Below are 18,313 nucleotides of genomic sequence, written 5' to 3'. Positions count from 1 at the left end.
TGCAAACAGGCTAAACCGCCCGCAGCAAAGGAATATGATGTTCTTATGATACAACATCATAGTGCTTATGAGCATAGTTCTTCTGAATATTCTATTTCCTAGGAATATTCCACTTCTTGGGAATAAGGCACTTATACCATTCTCGATGACTGGCAGTCCGCGATCGACGCTAACACCATGTCGTGCTCAATACCGCTACGGATTTCTGACTGACCAATTGCGGTTGGCAATACTAAACGAAGCGCGCCTGCCAACACTTTTTTATCTCGCATCATATGCGGCAGATAAGACTCTGGTGTCATTTCTTTCGGCCCACAGACTGGCAGACCAGCACGTAAAAGTAGTTTTTTGATACGCTCGACATCACCCACCGAGAGTTGGCCTAAACGACGGGCGGTGTGCGCTGCCATCATCATACCAGCAGCCACCGCTTCTCCGTGCAACCAGACGCCATACCCCATTTCAGCCTCAATGGCATGACCATAAGTATGACCCAAATTAAGTAAAGCGCGCATCCCGCTCTCTTCGCGTTCATCGGCAGCAACAACATCGGCCTTTAATTCACAGCAACGACGGATACAGTAAGCTAACGCTGACATATCCAGTGCGAGTAATGCGTCGATATTATCTTCTAGCCAATCGAAGAAAGCAGCATCCAGAATAATGCCGTATTTGATAACTTCAGCCAGCCCAGAAGCAAGCTCGCGTGGAGGGAGAGTTTTCAGGCAATTGAGGTCAACCACCACCGATGCAGGTTGATAGAAAGCACCAATCATGTTTTTGCCCAATGGATGATTCACGGCGGTTTTGCCACCGACAGATGAATCCACTTGGGAAAGTAAGGTGGTAGGAACTTGAATAAAGCGAACACCACGTTGATAGCAAGCTGCGGCAAAACCGGTCAGGTCGCCTACTACACCGCCACCTAAGGCGACAAGGGTAGTATCACGACCGTGCGGTTTTTCCAGAAGGGCAGAAAATACCTGCTCCAAAACGCTGAGAGATTTGTACTGCTCGCCATCAGGTAAAATCACCTGATCCACTTTAATGCCACTGCCTTCCAGCACTGTCCGGAGCGAGTCCAGATAGAGTGGTGCCAGCGTTTCGTTGGTGACCAGCATGACCTGATCGCCCGCCTTTAGCGGCATAAAAGAAGCCGGATCATCGAACAATCCAGCTGCAATCGTAATAGGGTAGCTACGCTCCCCTAACGTGACAGTAATCTTCTCCATGTCGCGCTCAGTAACCTTCTTAACTTACGCCCGTGGGCATTAGTAAAATGCTAAAATCAGTTACTTTCCAGCATGTTGATAATCTGGTTAGCAACAACTTTTGCGCTTTGATCGTCAGTGCGGATGGTGACATCTGCAATTTCTTCGTACAACGGATTGCGTTCTCTTGCCAGTGCTTCTAACACTTCACGCGGAGGCGAATCAACCTGCAACAACGGACGTTTTTTGTCACGCTGAGTACGGGCTAACTGCTTTTCGATTGTAGTTTCTAAGTACACCACAACGCCACGGGCTGACAAACGGTTACGGGTTTCTCTGGATTTAACAGAGCCACCACCGGTTGCCAGAACAATGCCTTGCTTTTCCGTCAGTTCATTAATAACTTTTTCTTCGCGATCGCGGAAACCTTCTTCGCCTTCCACGTCGAATACCCAGCCCACGTCAGCTCCGGTACGTCGCTCAATTTCTTGATCAGAGTCGAAAAACTCCATATTGAGTTGCTGAGCTAACTGACGACCAATAGTGCTTTTGCCGGCACCCATAGGCCCAACCAGAAAGATATTGCGTTTCTCTGCCATGTTTTTGGTATTACTAAGACTATTCGTTAATGATAACCCGCCCCGCCAATCAAACTAGCGGCGGGACCTAAACTGAAACCTCATGAGCGATAGTGCGAGATCAGACTGAAAATTATCTCAGCACATCTGGTAGTTTGGCAACCGAATAAATCGTTGTACACGTCGTGGGAGGGAAACCATACGTTTTTATCGGCGTATCAACGTTATTAAAAACCTCGGTGCTCAATTCGGTAACCCTTGTAAGCTAAATCTGGCGCAGCGTCAAATTTAGAAGCTTTCTAGCACACAAAAAGTTGTAGAAAGTCACCAAGATTGATCTATTTTCACGAAACAGCACCTCATAAGGTTCAAGCACTGATGAGCTTTGGCGTGATGAAAATCACCAGTTCTCGTCGGTTTTGTTGTTGGGTATCTTGTTTAAACAACGCACCCAGCCAAGGAATATCGGCCAAAAAGGGCACTTTATTAACAACCTGACTATTTTTTTGTTGGAAAATCCCCCCTAGCACAATTGTTTCGCCGTTACTGACCGTGATTTGAGTTTTTATTTCCTGCTTATCAATTAGCAGAGCTTCAGTATCACCCCGCTTAATCTTCATTCCGGGCATATTCTGGCTAATTTTCAAGTTTAGAGTAATTTTGCCATTGCGCAGTATTTTAGGTGTTACCTCCATCCCTAATACAGCCTCCTTAAACTCAATAGATGAAGCGCCTTTTTCGCCGCGTGAAACAGTATAAGGAATGTCAGAACCTTGCTTGATGCTAGCCGTTTGCTGATGAGAGATCATTAGGCGTGGGCTGGCGATGATGTCGATCTGATTTTCTTGTTCTAATGCGCTCAGCTCAAGTTCCAGCAAGCGACCGCCAATACGAGCGACATTAAACCCTGCGCTAACAGTACTATTTGGGAGCGGCAGATTGACGTTGAAATCATTTATTCTCAGTGGCATGGCTTGTGGCGTTTTCCCCATCCCCCAACGAACGCCTAGCTCTTGCAAATTTTCACGGCTCATCGTCACAATATGTGCGGCCAGTTGAACCTGCTGGAGAGGGGAATCCATTTCAGTTAGCCACCCCTTCAATAAAGTTAATGAAGCGGAAGTGTCGCGAATAAGTAATGTATTTGTGCGTTTATCGACCACCACACTGCCCCGAGGTGAAAGTAAGTCCCCTTCTTCCAAACTTTCAGCAAGCTGTTCAGCATCCGCATGTTGTAATGCCAAAGTGAGATTGATGAGGGCATCTGGCTCCGCGGTTTTTGTCGCACGTTGCTGCCTTTCCTGTATGTCTTGTTCAGTGAAGACCATCATCACAGCCCCTTCATGCTCTACTTTTAGATGGCCCATGCGCAAAATAATAGCCAGAGCTTGTTCCCAAGGAACATCAACCAGCCGCAGGCTGATATTGCCACTCACCCCTGATGCAACCACCAAATTCAATTGCTGATAATCAGCCAGTGCCTGTAACACCATAGCAATTGGGGCATCTTGAAAATCGAGTGTGACGTGTGGGCTCTTCTTTGCACTAAAGGTAGGTGAACTGACGAGCAATAGACTCAGCACCAATAGGATTAGCCGAGCCGCCTGTAACAAACTACGTGATCGTATTAGCCAATCTTCTATTTTCGTTTTATTGCTGGGTTGAGTTCCCGTTATTTCAAGATCCATCAGATCAATTCCTTTTAATGCTGATTATTATCACAAGCGTGGTGAGCTCAACGCATCGATAACACCTGCGTGGAGGGCAGCCCTGTACAGGTTGTGTCTGGATTTAGCTGCTGTAGACTCACCTGCCGTGAACCAATGTGGATCACTTGCCAATTTGGCAGCAACTGTTGGCCTACCACCAGTTTTTGCCTGTCACCATCGGGCCATTTCCCCCAACTAGACTGGTATCCCCCGCCACTCACGATGCCTTGTAGTTGCCAACTGGCTAGCCGTTCTCGATCAAGATGACAAGATTTTGTCGATACTTTTTGAAAAGGATTACGCTCGGCAACCTTGGTAGAAACAGTTGTTTCGGCATAAACAGTAGCAACCAATGTAGAGACCAATAAGGTGGTCACCCGTAATCCCAGCACCCGGCGGTACTTATTCATGGGCGCTCTCCACAAAGTATTCTTTCAAACTCATTGTCACGATAAGTTCCGTGTTCGTGCTTTTAACTTCCACCCGTTCGGCTTTAACTGGGGCCGAGCTCAGCGATAAATGACGAAGTAAATGAAGTAGCCCATAGAAATTGACCCGCAAGGTCGCCTGCCATTGACGATGCAAGAAGGGATCCGGCTTTACATCGGTACTCTGTTCTGATTGACGTTGCCACGCCATGACCTGCCCACCAAAGGGCGTTATCAATTGACCGACGAGATGGGCCAACGAGCGATTATTTTGCTGCCATGTGCTTTCTTCTTCAGCGGCCGCCGCTATTTGTTGGCGAATGAGTGAAAGTGCGGGTAATACAGCCAAAACAGATTGTTGGTGATCAATCTGCTGCTGAAACTGAATAAGCTCAACTTCAGTGGACACCTGTTGCTGCCATGTGGGGCGCAGCAACATGCCATAAGCGATGGTGCTAAATAGCCCCAATAACCCCCATTGCCATAAACAGAGTTGCCAGCCGGGCCTATCCATCCAATGCTGTAATGTCTTATTCATGGTTATCTTCCCTCTGCTGCCAATCCGCCCACACACTGAAGCGAAAAGTACCGTCATCCTGCTGAGCAATTTTTTGTAAGCGCACATTGGCTAGTAAGGACTGACGGCTTAATTGCACTAAGAAAACATCAATGGCTGCATAGTCCTGACTGATGGCCTCAAACACGAAACCATCACCTTGCGGCAATAAGTTGACCAGCCAACAGCTTGATGGGATGTGTTGTGATAGCTGCTGCAATAATCTGGTGTAACGGTAAGCTGATTGCTGTGCCTGACGATAAACCTGAGCACGCTGCTCTACCTGCTGTAATTGAGTCATTCCCTGTTGCACAGCCTGATGTTGCTGGCTTAATACCATTTGTTGTTGTGTTAACGCCGCTAAATTAGCTTGCTGGTCGACTTGTACCGCCCGTGATTGCCCTTGAACAATCAACAGTGCTATTAGCCAAAGCGCGCACTGGCACATACCCGCATTACGCCAAAAACGGTAGCGTGTGAATCGGCGCTCAGCGCGCCATAATGAGAAATTAACCTGATACATCACACATCCGCTGGGCGCAGTGCCAGCCCTCCAGCCAGAGTATAAGCTGATGGTAAAGAAGGGAGAGGTGGCTGGTACTGGCTAAATGCCTTAAAAGTTGACCAAGGAAGCGTATTGTCAGGTAAATGTTCATCTATTGTGCTGCTGTAGTACACCCTCATCGGTGCAGTGCCTTGATCGATAGAGCGGGCCTGAAGCTGTGCCATCAATGCAGATAGCGGATCGAGTGCGCTAGAGCAATGGGTATATGGCACGCTATTATTAGTATCTATCTCAGGGTCAGTATCAATCTCAGGATCGGTATCATTCGCATGATAAGTACCTACCCCATCATCAACATCAATCGCGACCACACCAAACTCAAACGGCATCTCTTGAGAAGAAACCCATAGCCACTCATTTGCCAAGCGGTGAATCAACCAATACGGCCCCGTTAACCCTGCCGCAGCCGCCATATAGCGCAAAGCACAAGGCGTGATATCAATAACCTGTGAGGGCAAACCCGCTTGATGTAAACACCGTTGCCATTGCTGGATTTCTGTCTGGCGAGCTGCGGTAATCAGTAACTCAGTCGCCTGTGACTTGTGATAACCAGTACCGGATAAGTTGTGATTGCCAGAGGGGAGGCCACGACTGGATGAGGCATCACGATGAGATGAGGTATTGATGCGATAATCCAGCGCTAGCCCTTCACTGCTCACAGGAAAGGCTCTGTTGGCTGCAGCTTGTACATAGCCCTCGCATTCTGACTCCCGTAGACGCCGCTCTGGCGCAAACATCGAATGTTGCAATATCCGCTGTGCGGGCAATGCAATACGTAATGAAATATGTCTCGGTAATTGTTTACGTAATAATTTGAGTGTGTCGCTAACGATTGTAGGCTGATGTAAAATGCCGTCGCGCAACGTTCCGGCAGGTAAGGATTGAGACCACCAGTAGCGCAGTTGCCAGCCATGACGGCGTTTGACAACTGCCAAGGCGCGTATTGCCTCCATTTGAATATCCAGCCCAACCTGCCAATATTGTGAGTACATCTTTGTCGACCTCCTTGTCGAGAGAGAATAAAAGAACGTATCCATGTTAAGGGCTTGCCTTTATACTACGGCGCGGTTGTTTATAAACTGCCCAATTGACATTGAATGGGAAATCTCAGGTGAAGTTCGTAAAGTATTTTTTGATCCTTGTAGTGTGTTGCATTTTACTGGGAGCAGCCTCGATATTTGGTCTCTACAAATATATTGAGCCTCAGCTACCTGATGTTGCCACACTGAAAGATGTCCGGCTGCAAACGCCCATGTTGGTGTATAGCGCCGAAGGCGAATTGATCGCTCAATACGGTGAGAAACGCCGTATTCCGTTAACGCTAAAACAAATTCCACCAGAGATGGTGCATGCGTTCATTGCGACGGAAGATAGCCGGTTCTACGACCATCATGGTGTGGATCCCGTCGGTATCCTACGTGCCGCCTCTATTGCCATGGTTTCTGGTCGCGCCTCCCAAGGGGCGAGTACCATTACCCAACAATTGGCGAGAAACTTTTTCTTAAGCCCAGAGCGGACCTTGATGCGTAAAATCAAGGAAGCATTTCTGGCCATTCGCATCGAACAGCTACTCACCAAAGATGAAATTCTTGAGTTGTATCTGAACAAGATTTATCTCGGTTACCGTGCCTATGGTGTCGGTGCTGCCGCGCAGGTGTATTTCGGTAAAGATGTCAACGAGTTGACCCTTAGCCAGATGGCGATGATTGCCGGTTTGCCCAAAGCGCCGTCAACTTTCAACCCGCTTTATTCACATGACAGAGCTGTCGCGCGCCGTAATGTCGTGCTATCGCGCATGTTGGATGAAAAGTACATCACCCAAGCGCAATACGATCAGGCACGTAGCGAAGATATCGTCGCTAACTACCATGCACCGCAAATTGCCTTCTCTGCGCCCTATTTGTCTGAAATGGTGCGTCAAGAGATGATCAAGCGTTACGGTGAGAATGCCTATACCGACGGCTATCAGGTCTATACCACCATTACACGCAAACTCCAGTTGGCGGCGGTTGAATCCTTACGCGCCAATGTGTTGGCTTATGATATGCGCCATGGCTATCGTGGCCCATCCAATGTTTTGTGGAAGGTTGGTGAGAGTGCGTGGAGCCGCGAACAGATTCTTGATTCGCTGAAAACGCTGCCAGTCTATGGTCCGTTGCTCCCCGCCGTTGTCACTGAAGCGAATGCAACACAAGCCACCGCCATGCTGGCCGATGGCAGTAATGTCACACTGCCAATGTCAGGTATGCGTTGGGCACGTCCGTTTAAGTCAGACAATGCTCAAGGGCCGACACCAAAACAAGTGACTGATGTGGTGCAACCCGGCCAGCAAATTTGGGTGAGAAAAGTTGAGGATAGCTGGTGGCTGGCGCAGGTGCCGGACGTCAACTCAGCCTTGGTTTCCATCGATCCGAATAACGGTGCGATTAAAGCCTTGGTCGGTGGTTTTGACTTTAACCAAAGTAAATTCAACCGTGCCACACAAGCGCTGCGTCAGGTCGGTTCAAATATCAAACCTTTCCTGTATACCGCAGCGATGGATAAAGGGCTGACACTCGCCACTATCCTCAACGATTTGCCTATCACCCGTTGGGATGCTGGTGCCGGTACCGATTGGCGGCCAAAAAACTCACCGCCCACTTACGATGGTCCAATTCGTTTGCGTCAAGGTTTAGGCCAGTCGAAGAACGTGGTGATGGTGCGGGCAATGCGTGCGATGGGTGTGGATTATGCCGCTGAATATCTGCAACGCTTTGGCTTCCCTGCACAGAATATTGTGCATTCAGAATCACTGGCTTTAGGTTCGGCATCATTTACACCATTGCAGTTAGTGCGTGGCTACGCGGTGCTGGCAAATGGGGGTTATTTGGTTGACCCTTATTTCATCACCAAAATCACTGATGATGTCGGCAATGTACTATTCGAAGCGAAGCCTAAAATTGTCTGCGAAGACTGTAACTTGCCGGTTATTTATGGCGATACTCAGCGCTCGGTTGTGCTGTCAGATGATAACGTTGAAAACGTCGTGACATCCCAGAATAACGAAGCCAACAGTGTTCCCGTGCCTGAACTGGAACAAGTTACACCTGCTCAGGCTAGACTCAATAGTGATGAACAATATGCGCCACATGTGATCAGTACACCGTTAGCCTTCCTGATGCGCGACGCACTGAATTCCAACATCTTTGGGGAACCGGGTTGGATGGGAACAGGTTGGCGTGCAGGGCGTGATTTAAAACGTAAAGATATTGGTGGCAAAACCGGTACAACCAACAACTCGAAAGATGCTTGGTTCTCTGGCTATGGCCCAGATACGGTCACGTCAGTTTGGATTGGTTTTGATGACCATCGCCGCGACTTAGGCCGTAGTTCAGCATCAGGCGCGATACCTGACCAGATCTCGGGTGCCGAAGGTGGAGCGAAGACGGCTCAACCCGCATGGGATGACTTTATGAAAGCTGCCCTCGCAGGTTTGCCGGAAAAAACCGTCGCGCCACCGCCGGGTATCGTTAGCGTCGTGATTGATAAACAAACTGGCAAGCTCTCTAGCGGTGGGCCGGGTAGCCGTCCTGAGTTCTTTATCGAGGGCACTCAGCCAACCGAGTATTCGGTGCATGAGGCAGGGACGACGCTAATGGATAACGGCCAAACCCACGAGTTGTTCTGATATCACAGTCATTCACGCTCACGGCAATATAGAGAGCGAATGAAAATGAAAAAGCCGGGAGATCGCAAGATCATCCCGGCTTTTCTGTCTCTATACTTTTCTGTCTCTATATTAGATAGGCAGCAACACCCATTTCTGATGCTGAGAATTAATCGATATCGGTGCGATTAAGAAATGCTTGTGCCAAAAATAGTGCGCTGACATTGCGGGCCTCACAAAAATCGGGCTCATCAAGCAATGCCATCATATTCGCAATCGGCCAACGTACTTGCGGCAATGGCTCTGGCTCATCACCTTCCAAACTTTGCGGATAGAGGCTATGGGCAATGACAATATTCATTTTGCTGGAAAAATAGGACGGTGCCATGGTCAGCTTCGTGAGGTAGTCGAAACGTTCAGCGCCAAATCCCACTTCTTCCATCAGCTCGCGATTCGCGGCCTCCAGCACGTCTTCTCCAGGATCAATCAACCCTTTAGGGAAGCCTAACTCATACGCTTCAATACCAACCGCATACTCACGGATCAGCAATAGATCATCGCCGATAACCGGCACAATCATCACGGCCTCACGATTGGATGGACGCATACGCTCATAAACACGTTGTGCACCATTACTGAATGCCAAATCCACCGCTTCGACCGTAAATAAGCGAGAACGGGCAATCGTTTCTATTTTAAGAATTTTTGGTTTTTGCAGGTGTTTCATGATGGCCCCAAAATTAAAAACTCACTGCCAAATGGACTCATATCGTGATAATCAGGACTTTTATGGTGACTTAACGCGCTATTTTTTGCCGATAATGATTAGCTAGATAAGTTGTCCTGAGATTTATTAGAACTTGATCACATTGTGCGTTAATGAGAACCTTTATCGCAATGTCAGTTAGATATAATTTACCTGTTTTTAACATGAAGGCGAGCTTAGTCAATATTCAATCGGTGAAATTTCACTCAACCCCCGCTGAATGCACGTAAAAAGTTGTGTTTGAAAATAAGATTATGCTGATATTAGCGATGTATTAGCCTTGTTATCCTACTCAATCTACGGGCAGTTAAAGAACACTGTATTAGTTATCTTGATGGATAATTGCGTGTAGCATATGTCTACTGAATAACGCTGCTATATACCTCTGCACTGTATTTACGTATAAACTGTGTTTACGAATTATATGCTTTTTTTCATAGAGTTGACGTAAGTCAGGGGCGTTCGGATGGGGATGGGATGAGCACAATAGTTTTAATATTGGCCTTACTGTTGACCAGTCTGATCGCAGTAGGCTTACTTTGGTGGTTAAAATTCCGCCCTCGCCTACCCGTAGCCGCAATACAGCCATTTGTGAAACCCACGCACCGCACACTAACACCGGAAGAACGCGTTAATATTGAGAATTATCTACTCAGCCAGCAAGACGAGAAGACAGGCTTCAAAACGCTAACAACCTTTGATCCCAACACCCTGACCAATCGCGATCTAGCGCCCGCAAAGCTCGTTCTCACCCCCCAGAGTGATAAGGTTTACTCCGTATCGCGCGCGATTACTCGCTACGGTGTGGCAAGCGATGAACCCAATAAATGGCGCTATTACCTTGATTCAATTGAAGTCCATTTGCCGGTGTCATGGGAGCAATACATTACTCAGGATAATGATGTCGAATTTATCCAAACTCAGACCATTCCGTTAGTGATTTCACTTAACGGCCATACCCTGAAAGATCATCAACCCGAAAGCCTCTATCAGCCTATTTTGCCCTCTACCGCGCAAAATGCATCCATTCGAAAAGCGGACAGTGAACATATTGAACTATTGAATATCCGCAAGGAAACGGCCGAAGAATATGCGCTGCATAGTGCAAATGGCTTAAAAGAAGCCTTGGCCATTTGTCTGGCAATGCTTTTGCTGTTTTTCGCCCTGATCGGGCCTGCCGTCGTTCTGCCGTGGCTCGTGATTATCGCGGCAACATTAACGGGCTGGGCATGCTGGAATATGTTTCGACCGTTATCAGAAAAAGATTTGCGCGAAGTCCATTGCTTGAGTGGGACTCCCAAACGCTGGGGACTATTTGGCGAATCCAATCAGGGGCAGATGAACAATATCTCTCTTGGGATTGTCGACCTGATTTATCCGGCACATTGGGGGCCTTATTTCGCCCATGACTTGGGTAAAAAAACCAATATTGATATCTACCTTAACCGCCAGGTAGTCCGCCAAGGGCGCTTCCTATCCTTGCACGATGAAATGAAACATTTTCCACTACAACGTTGGGGGAAAAATCTGGCGCTGATGGCGGGCTCCTTGCTGGTAATGGCACTCTTACTAATCTATGTACCGCTTGGCTTACCGCTAAAATTGAGCGTCGCTTGGCTACAAGGCGCGCAGAGCCAGCAGGTCACCAGTGTTGAAGCTCTAGAAAAAATGCCATTGCATATTGGCGATATGCTAAAAGCGCAGGGAACAGGCATGTGCTACGTGCCGCCAAATTCACAGAACCCCCATAACTTCGTATTTACCCCCTTTGATTGCTCCGGAATCTATTGGAATAACGCGGCTCCTCTGCCATTACCTGAGTCTGAGACGATTGAAAAAGCCGCGGCGTTGATGGCGACCGTTAGTCATCAGTTACATCCCCAAGGCACCGACGCTAATGTCAACCCGCAGTTGGCAACCGCGATCGAAAAATCCGGTATGATTCTGTTGAACGACTTCGCAGATATTGTCTTAAAAACGCAGGCGTTATGTGGTGCAGATAGCGATTGTATACGCCTGAAGAATGCATTAGTGAATTTGGGTAACGCGAAGAATTGGTCAGCCTTGGTCAAACGAGCACAATCAGGCACCTTGAAAGGCATGAACGTTTTGTTACGCCCCGTGAGCGCCGATACACTAGAAAATCTGGTTAAAACCGCCACGTCATCCTTTGTTTACCGTGAAACGCATTTGGCGACTGAGGCGTTAAACAGCCCGCCGCCAGGAGGGTTCCTCATCACTAGCGATGAAGGGAAACAATTGGTGAATCACCCGACGCCTGCTGTCCCACTGTTTGATTTCACGGCCCTAGAACAATGGCGTGAATTGCAGCGGCTCTCAGGCCTACTGCTGAATACCCCATTCAAGGCCGAGGGTATCATTACCAATATTACCGTGGATGCGAATGGTACGCGGCATATCTCATTGCATAGCGAACCGGATATGATGATGCTCAGTCGTTATTTGGGGACTAGCCTATTGCTGTTGGCGCTGATTATCTGTTTAGTGGTGAACACCACCTTATTAATTCAGCGCATCCTGAAGAACCGTAGCCGCATGGATAATATTCAGAGCTATTATGACAGCTGCTTTAACCAAACCCTCACGCCCCCTCCTCTCCTGCGTTAACCCTTTTGCCTTTATTGCGCGTATAATTTATCACCACTATTTGTGATCGTGGAGTCGCTATGCCCCCTGAGTTCAACTGGCAAGAAATTGATACCGTGCTGCTCGATATGGACGGTACTCTGCTCGATTTAGAGTTCGACAGCCATTTCTGGCTAAAACAGGTACCGGAGACACTCAGCCAGCGCCGAGGAATCCCGCTCGAGTCAGCACACAAAATTATTCACGATGAATATCTGTCTGTGCAGCACACGCTGAATTGGTACTGTTTTGATTATTGGAGCGAACGATTAGATCTGGATATTTACGCCATGACCACGCAAGCGGGCAACCGAGTGCGGCTGCGCCAAGATACTGAACCCTTTTTAGCCAGTCTACGCGAGTGCGGGTTGCAAACCATTTTACTCACCAACGCTCATCCACACAGCTTGGCTGTGAAAATAGAGCACACCGCACTCGATCAACACCTTGATTTATTACTTTCCACCCATACATTTGGTTATCCGAAAGAAGATCAACGTCTCTGGCAGGCCGTCGCGCAGCATACGGGGTTGAACCCGGCCAGAACATTATTTGTCGATGACAGTGAAACCATTTTGGACGCCGCGCGTAACTTCGGTATTCGCTATTGTTTGGGGATTGAAAATCCAGATTCTAGTTGTGCCGACAAAGTTTTTCATGGCCATCCCGCTATCAATGACTATCGTAAGTTATTGCCAGCATTGCATTTACGTCACGAATAACGTTACACAGCGAATAAGCTGACACGAAGAATAAATCAGCCCAATGTCAGGAGTCTTCATGAAGGATAAAACGGCCGTAGACGAATCGGTTCGGCTGGACAAATGGCTGTGGGCGGCTCGGTTTTATAAGACCAGAGCTATCGCTCGGGATATGGTGGATGGCGGTAAAGTCCACTACAACGGCCAACGTGGGAAACCGAGTAAACTGGTTGAGGTTAATGCTGAAATTCGGCTACGTCAGGGCAATGACGAACGCACAGTCCGAGTACTGGCACTCAATGCTCAGCGCCGAGGTGCCAGCGAAGCGCAGGCATTGTATGAAGAAACTGAGGCCAGTATCGCCAACCGCGAAAAAGTCGCACAAGCGCGCAAATTGAATGCGCTGACCATGCCACATCCAGATCGGCGGCCCGATAAAAAAGAGCGCCGGCATCTAATCAAATTTAAACAAGGCGAGCCTGAGTAAACGGCGGCCAGAATGAGAGAAACCTATGTCTAATCACGACCAATTACATCGCTATCTGTTTGCTAACCATGCTGTACGCGGTGAGCTGGTTTCAGTCAATGAAACCTATCAGCAGGTGTTAGCTAACCACGATTACCCACCTGCGGTACAAAAGTTGTTGGGTGAAATGTTGGTCGCGACCAGCTTACTGACCGCTACCCTTAAGTTTGATGGTGATATCACCGTGCAATTACAGAGTACCGATGGTCCGTTGACCTTGGCGGTGATTAACGGCAATAACCAGCAAGAAATGCGTGGTGTCGCCCGCTTTAAAGGCGAGATAAACGATGACAGCACACTAAAAGAGATGGTCGGTAATGGCTATTTGGTGATCACCATTACGCCAGAAAAAGGCGAACGCTATCAGGGCGTAGTGGCCTTGGAAGGTGAAACCATCGCCGCCTGTCTTGAAAATTACTTTATGCAGTCCGAGCAATTACCCACCCGCCTGTTTATTCGCACTGGTCACGTAGAGGGCAAAGCGGCGGCTGGCGGTATGCTACTGCAAGTCATGCCTGCGCAAGAGCGCAATGAAGATGAATTTGATCATCTGACACAGTTGACCGCTACGGTTAAAGCAGAGGAGTTATTCACTCTGCCCGCCAACGAGGTGCTGTATCGTTTATACCATCAGGAAGAAGTGACGCTCTATGAACCGCAAAACGTCAGCTTCCGTTGCACCTGTTCGCGCGAACGTTGTGCAGATGCATTAGTAACATTGTCTGAAGATGACATCACCGAAATGCTGGAGCAAGATGGCAATATTGATATGCATTGTGAATATTGTGGCAGCCACTACCTTTTTGATGCAGTCGATATCGCTTCGCTCAAGAATGGTAACAGCGCATCATCTGAACAAATTCATTAATTTCCATAACATTTTGCTGGGTGCTGACTCGTGCCCAGCACTTCTGCCGTTTCATGCTTGCGATATTCCGTGTTCTATCTCTCATAACCCAGCGAAATGTAGGTCATATATTTAAATATTTGAACGCTATCGCTGTTAATCGGTGCTGAGGATTTACAATCGCTGGTAGAAAATTGACGATCCAGGAGTTATGACATGAGTGTTAAAGGAATTACCCCGCAGGAGCTCGCCGCCTATGGCATCCATAACGTCAGCGAGATTGTTTACAACCCAAGCTATGATTTACTGTTCCAGGAAGAGACGAAGCCCACGCTTGAAGGATACGAGCGAGGAACCCTCACCACCACAGGAGCAATAGCGGTCGATACCGGTATCTTTACCGGCCGCTCCCCCAAAGATAAATACATTGTCCGCGATGCTATCACACAGGATACCGTGTGGTGGGCAGATCAGGGCAAAGGTAAGAATGATAACAAACCGTTAAGCCAAGAGACTTGGAGCCATCTGAAAGGGCTGGTGACTCAACAGTTGTCTGGTAAGCGTCTGTTTGTCGTAGATACCTTCTGCGGAGCTAATGCCGATACTCGTTTGCAAGTTCGCTTCGTCACCGAAGTGGCTTGGCAGGCACACTTTGTCAAAAACATGTTTATTCGCCCAACAGATGAAGAACTGGCTCACTTTGAGCCTGATTTTATCGTCATGAATGGCGCTAAATGCACTAACCCGGATTGGAAAGAGCAGGGCCTGAACTCCGAAAACTTTGTTGCCTTTAACTTGACGGAACGTATGCAGCTCATTGGCGGCACATGGTACGGCGGCGAAATGAAAAAAGGCATGTTCTCGATGATGAACTACCTGTTGCCGTTGAAAGGCATTGCATCCATGCACTGTTCAGCCAACGTCGGTGAGAAAGGCGATGTCGCTATCTTCTTCGGTTTGTCCGGAACAGGTAAAACCACACTGTCTACTGACCCGAAACGTAAATTAATCGGTGATGATGAGCACGGCTGGGATGATGATGGCGTCTTTAACTTTGAAGGCGGCTGCTACGCCAAAACCATCAAGTTATCCGAAGAAGCCGAGCCTGATATTTATCACGCTATTAAGCGCGATGCTTTGCTGGAAAACGTGGTCGTACTGGCTGATGGTACAGTTGATTTCAACGACAGTTCCAAAACAGAAAACACCCGTGTTTCTTACCCGATCTACCACATCGAAAACATCGTTAAGCCGGTTTCTAAAGCGGGCCATGCCACTAAGGTTATTTTCCTGACGGCAGATGCCTTTGGCGTATTGCCACCGGTATCACGCTTGACCGCGAATCAGACCCAGTATCACTTCCTGTCTGGCTTTACGGCTAAGTTGGCAGGAACTGAGCGTGGTGTGACTGAGCCGACTCCAACCTTCTCTGCCTGTTTTGGCGCGGCCTTCCTATCGCTGCATCCAACGCAATATGCTGAAGTGCTGGTTAAGCGTATGCAAGCGGTAGGCGCGCAAGCTTATCTGGTTAACACCGGCTGGAATGGGACAGGTAAGCGTATCTCCATTAAAGATACGCGTGGCATCATTGACGCCATTCTGAGCGGTGAAATCGATAAGGCTGAAACCTTCACTCTGCCTATCTTCGATCTGGCAGTGCCAACTGCGCTACCGGGTGTCGACCCAGCCATTCTCGACCCACGTGATACCTACGCGGATATTGCGCAGTGGCAAGAGAAAGCAGAAGATTTGGCGCAGCGCTTTGTCACCAACTTTGACAAATATACCGATACCCCAGCAGGGGCTGCGTTAGTGAGCGCAGGGCCAAAAATCTGATTTAGAAGAAGAAGGCCGTTTTAGTACAACACCAAGAGGGGCACATTGTGTCCCTCTTGGTGTTTTAGCCCAATAGACGTTATTCCTCGACATATTCAACTCTATAGAAAATTATTCTGCGAAAATATTCTTACATCAAGTCCGCTTCCATTCCGATATACGTCCAGAGCACCGGTAAAGTGTTTGTGGCTGATATCACGGTGAGCCCAATTTTGGCTGGCACCACCACCATGGCCGGTCCAATCACTGACGATGCTGAGCTTGACGGTTCAATGACCATGAACTTCGCTTTCGGTATCTAATCACCGCAAAGACAGATTAATAGTGGATACACATCCATAGTGAGTACACATTAATAGTAAATAAGGGCCGGATATTATTTCCGGCCCTTATCTTTTGATTTTATTAATATCCTGAACTCTGTTTTCATCAATAAAATAGAACCCGCCAATACATATTGCCGTTAATAATCCACTAAAACCGACGATGACTGAGTTGCGATAGTTTTTAGGCAGGCAGGAATCTGATTCCTATTATTTTTATCAATAGGATTATTCAAAAAAAGATGACAGCCGACAGCTTTCATTCTCAACCCAACTCATTGATTAAATTAATTTAAATTAACAGGATTAGTCAGTAGGAATATTCTTACATCAAGTTCACTTCCATTCCGATATACGCCCATGCCTTATTAAGGTTTAATCACTCCAACGAAATAAATTGATCTAGATCATATTTCAATAAAACTCAACATAGAGCTTATATTGACATGCTGACAGACCAATTATTACTGACCCCTACATTATGAATTTGGACATTTTACACATGAAAAAGCAACTGATTGGTCTGACGGCTTTATCTTCTCTGGTTTTGGGCATGGCTGTAGCACATGCCGCACCACCAACGGCTGAACTGAAAGTCACTGGTACACTGACTGTTCCAAGTTGCACCGTCGCTTCTCCAGATGAAGGTGTTTATGATTTCGGTAAACTGTCTTCATCTTTAGTCAAATCAGGGACAGCCACAACGCCACTGACACCAATGACAAAAACTTGGACGGTGACCTGTGATGCTGATACTTATTTGAACTTCACGCCAGTCGATAACCGCGCAGCATCTGCCAGTGCTGTTGCCACCACTAACTTCGGTCTGGGCAACGTGAACACTACCGGCAAAATCGGTTACTACACTGCATTGATTAAGAACGGCACTGTAGACGGCAAAGCGTCTAACTTGTTCTCTTCTGCAACATCAACTTTCACGGCGACAACCACAGCTAACCTGACCACAGGTCTGCGCACCGGTTGGTCATCTGCGGCTAACACCCAGAGCACCGGTAAAGTGTTTGTGGCTGATATCACAGTGAGCCCAATCTTGGCTGGCACCACCACCATGGGCGGTCCAATCACTGACGATGCAGAGCTTGACGGTTCCATGACCATGAACTTCGCTTTCGGTATCTAATTACCGCAAAGACAAGTGAATTGAAAGCAAGGGCCGGAATGTTATTTCGGCCCTTGTTATCGTTTCCCTGAAGATACTTTTTACCTTTCCACGTTATATGCTAAACGGGGTAAATTTAATTTTATGAAAATGCAATTTGTTAATTTAACGATTTTCAGTTCGTTATTTTTATCTCTGGTAGTGCAAGCGGCAACACCGACGCCTGAATTAAAAGTCAAAGGTTCAATAGGGGTCCCAACTTGTACGATCAATGTCCCTGATGGCGGCGTTTATAACGTGGGTAATATTTCAGCTGCAACAATACAACCTACGACCTCAGTGATATTACCCACAATCACTAAAACCTGGACTATCTCCTGCGATGGCTCGACTTATCTCAGTTTCACACCCACTGATAATCGAAAATCATCTGTTAGCAATACCACGGCAATCCATAATTTTGGGTTAGGTTTTGTCAATGGCACAGGGAAGATTGGTTACTTTAGGACCGGATTGAGCAACGCCAAGGTAGATGGTGAAAGTAGCTTTTTTTATTACTTAGAAAACGGATTCCAGGGAGGCCATACGACAGAAACACTGACGAATAATTTGCCTTTTGGTTGGGCGCAAAACGCAACGACGGCAAAAGCTGGCAAAGTCTTCAGTGCTGATTTGACTGTCACACCAGTACTGGCAAGTTCCGCCACGATGGGTGGCGCTATTACTGAAAATATCAATATTGATGGGTCGGTGACTTTGAGCTTCGCTTACGGTATTTAGGCCATAAAATGCCTAGCCTTATGTGATTTATTTAGTGTAAGAATCACATAAAACAATTTCTTCAAAATGAAACAT

16 protein-coding genes and 1 pseudogene are annotated in these 18,313 nt (G+C 47.5%); 9 read left to right on the top strand and 8 right to left on the bottom strand.

Annotated elements, in window-relative coordinates:
- Window positions 1–131: 131 nt before the first annotated feature.
- The 7 genes from aroB to pilM all read right to left on the bottom strand — a co-directional run bounded on the left by aroB (window position 132) and on the right by pilM (window position 6,039).
- Window positions 132–1,232 (bottom strand): 3-dehydroquinate synthase, encoded by a 1,101-nt coding sequence (aroB, locus tag DA391_RS00920; RefSeq protein WP_108087264.1) that lies wholly within the window; start codon window positions 1,230–1,232, stop codon window positions 132–134.
- Between the two features lie 56 nt (window positions 1,233–1,288).
- Window positions 1,289–1,810 (bottom strand): shikimate kinase AroK, encoded by a 522-nt coding sequence (aroK, locus tag DA391_RS00915; RefSeq protein ID WP_005271698.1) that lies wholly within the window; start codon window positions 1,808–1,810, stop codon window positions 1,289–1,291.
- Window positions 1,811–2,157: 347 nt separating this feature from the next.
- Window positions 2,158–3,477: a DNA uptake porin HofQ gene (gene hofQ, locus DA391_RS00910; protein WP_167398155.1), complete on the bottom strand. Its 1,320-nt coding sequence runs from the start codon at window positions 3,475–3,477 to the stop codon at window positions 2,158–2,160.
- Between the two features lie 47 nt (window positions 3,478–3,524).
- Window positions 3,525–3,908, bottom strand: coding sequence for a pilus assembly protein PilP (locus DA391_RS00905; protein WP_072187340.1), 384 nt, complete (start codon window positions 3,906–3,908; stop codon window positions 3,525–3,527).
- Window positions 3,901–4,464, bottom strand: coding sequence for a hypothetical protein (locus DA391_RS00900; protein ID WP_050083007.1), 564 nt, complete (start codon window positions 4,462–4,464; stop codon window positions 3,901–3,903). The genes DA391_RS00905 and DA391_RS00900 overlap by 8 nt, the downstream gene beginning before the upstream one ends.
- Window positions 4,457–5,005 carry a PilN domain-containing protein gene (locus DA391_RS00895; protein WP_050286772.1) on the bottom strand — a complete coding sequence of 183 codons (549 nt, stop codon included), beginning with the start codon at window positions 5,003–5,005 and terminating at the stop codon, window positions 4,457–4,459. The genes DA391_RS00900 and DA391_RS00895 overlap by 8 nt, the downstream gene beginning before the upstream one ends.
- The gene (gene pilM, locus DA391_RS00890) at window positions 5,005–6,039 is read right to left on the bottom strand and encodes a pilus assembly protein PilM (RefSeq protein ID WP_108087263.1); all 1,035 of its coding nucleotides are present in this window, start codon (window positions 6,037–6,039) and stop codon (window positions 5,005–5,007) included. Before pilM ends, DA391_RS00895 begins: the two co-directional genes overlap by 1 nt.
- A 119-nt stretch (window positions 6,040–6,158) precedes the next feature.
- Here pilM and mrcA point away from each other — a divergent pair, with 119 nt between their 5' ends.
- Entirely contained in the window at window positions 6,159–8,714 is a 2,556-nt protein-coding gene (gene mrcA / locus DA391_RS00885; protein WP_050874135.1) for a peptidoglycan glycosyltransferase/peptidoglycan DD-transpeptidase MrcA, read from the top strand.
- A 148-nt stretch (window positions 8,715–8,862) separates the two neighbouring features.
- Here the strand turns inward: mrcA and nudE are convergent, their stop codons facing one another.
- Window positions 8,863–9,420, bottom strand: coding sequence for an ADP compounds hydrolase NudE (gene nudE / locus DA391_RS00880; protein ID WP_050082997.1), 558 nt, complete (start codon window positions 9,418–9,420; stop codon window positions 8,863–8,865).
- Between the two features lie 516 nt (window positions 9,421–9,936).
- Here nudE and DA391_RS00875 point away from each other — a divergent pair.
- The 8 genes and pseudogenes from DA391_RS00875 (at window position 9,937) to DA391_RS00840 (ending at window position 18,238) form a co-directional block, all read left to right on the top strand.
- Window positions 9,937–12,087: an intracellular growth attenuator family protein gene (locus DA391_RS00875; RefSeq protein WP_098905035.1), complete on the top strand. Its 2,151-nt coding sequence runs from the start codon at window positions 9,937–9,939 to the stop codon at window positions 12,085–12,087.
- A 59-nt stretch (window positions 12,088–12,146) separates the two neighbouring features.
- Window positions 12,147–12,827 (top strand): GMP/IMP nucleotidase, encoded by a 681-nt coding sequence (gene yrfG, locus DA391_RS00870; protein WP_050082994.1) that lies wholly within the window; start codon window positions 12,147–12,149, stop codon window positions 12,825–12,827.
- A gap of 58 nt (window positions 12,828–12,885) precedes the next feature.
- Entirely contained in the window at window positions 12,886–13,293 is a 408-nt protein-coding gene (gene hslR, locus DA391_RS00865; protein WP_050082992.1) for a ribosome-associated heat shock protein Hsp15, read from the top strand.
- A 25-nt stretch (window positions 13,294–13,318) separates the two neighbouring features.
- A complete protein-coding gene (gene hslO / locus DA391_RS00860) occupies window positions 13,319–14,200 on the top strand; it encodes an Hsp33 family molecular chaperone HslO (RefSeq protein WP_050286768.1) in 882 nt (293 codons plus the stop codon).
- Window positions 14,201–14,395: 195 nt separating this feature from the next.
- Entirely contained in the window at window positions 14,396–16,015 is a 1,620-nt protein-coding gene (gene pckA, locus DA391_RS00855; protein WP_050082990.1) for a phosphoenolpyruvate carboxykinase (ATP), read from the top strand.
- A 164-nt stretch (window positions 16,016–16,179) separates the two neighbouring features.
- Window positions 16,180–16,317: pseudogene (locus DA391_RS00850) on the top strand (DUF1120 domain-containing protein); the annotation flags it as partial.
- Window positions 16,318–16,840: 523 nt separating this feature from the next.
- Window positions 16,841–17,479 (top strand): DUF1120 domain-containing protein, encoded by a 639-nt coding sequence (locus tag DA391_RS00845; RefSeq protein WP_098905036.1) that lies wholly within the window; start codon window positions 16,841–16,843, stop codon window positions 17,477–17,479.
- 123 nt (window positions 17,480–17,602) lie between these two features.
- Complete coding sequence (locus tag DA391_RS00840) at window positions 17,603–18,238, top strand: DUF1120 domain-containing protein (RefSeq protein WP_057645911.1); 636 nt, start codon at window positions 17,603–17,605, stop codon at window positions 18,236–18,238.
- The last annotated feature ends 75 nt before the right edge of the window (window positions 18,239–18,313 follow it).

The sequence above is a fragment of the Yersinia massiliensis genome (assembly GCF_003048255.1).
In the GTDB taxonomy this organism is placed as follows: Bacteria; Pseudomonadota; Gammaproteobacteria; order Enterobacterales; family Enterobacteriaceae; genus Yersinia; species Yersinia massiliensis_A.
Note: the sequence above shows the minus strand (reverse complement) of the source record. Positions and strands in the feature narration are given on the sequence as shown.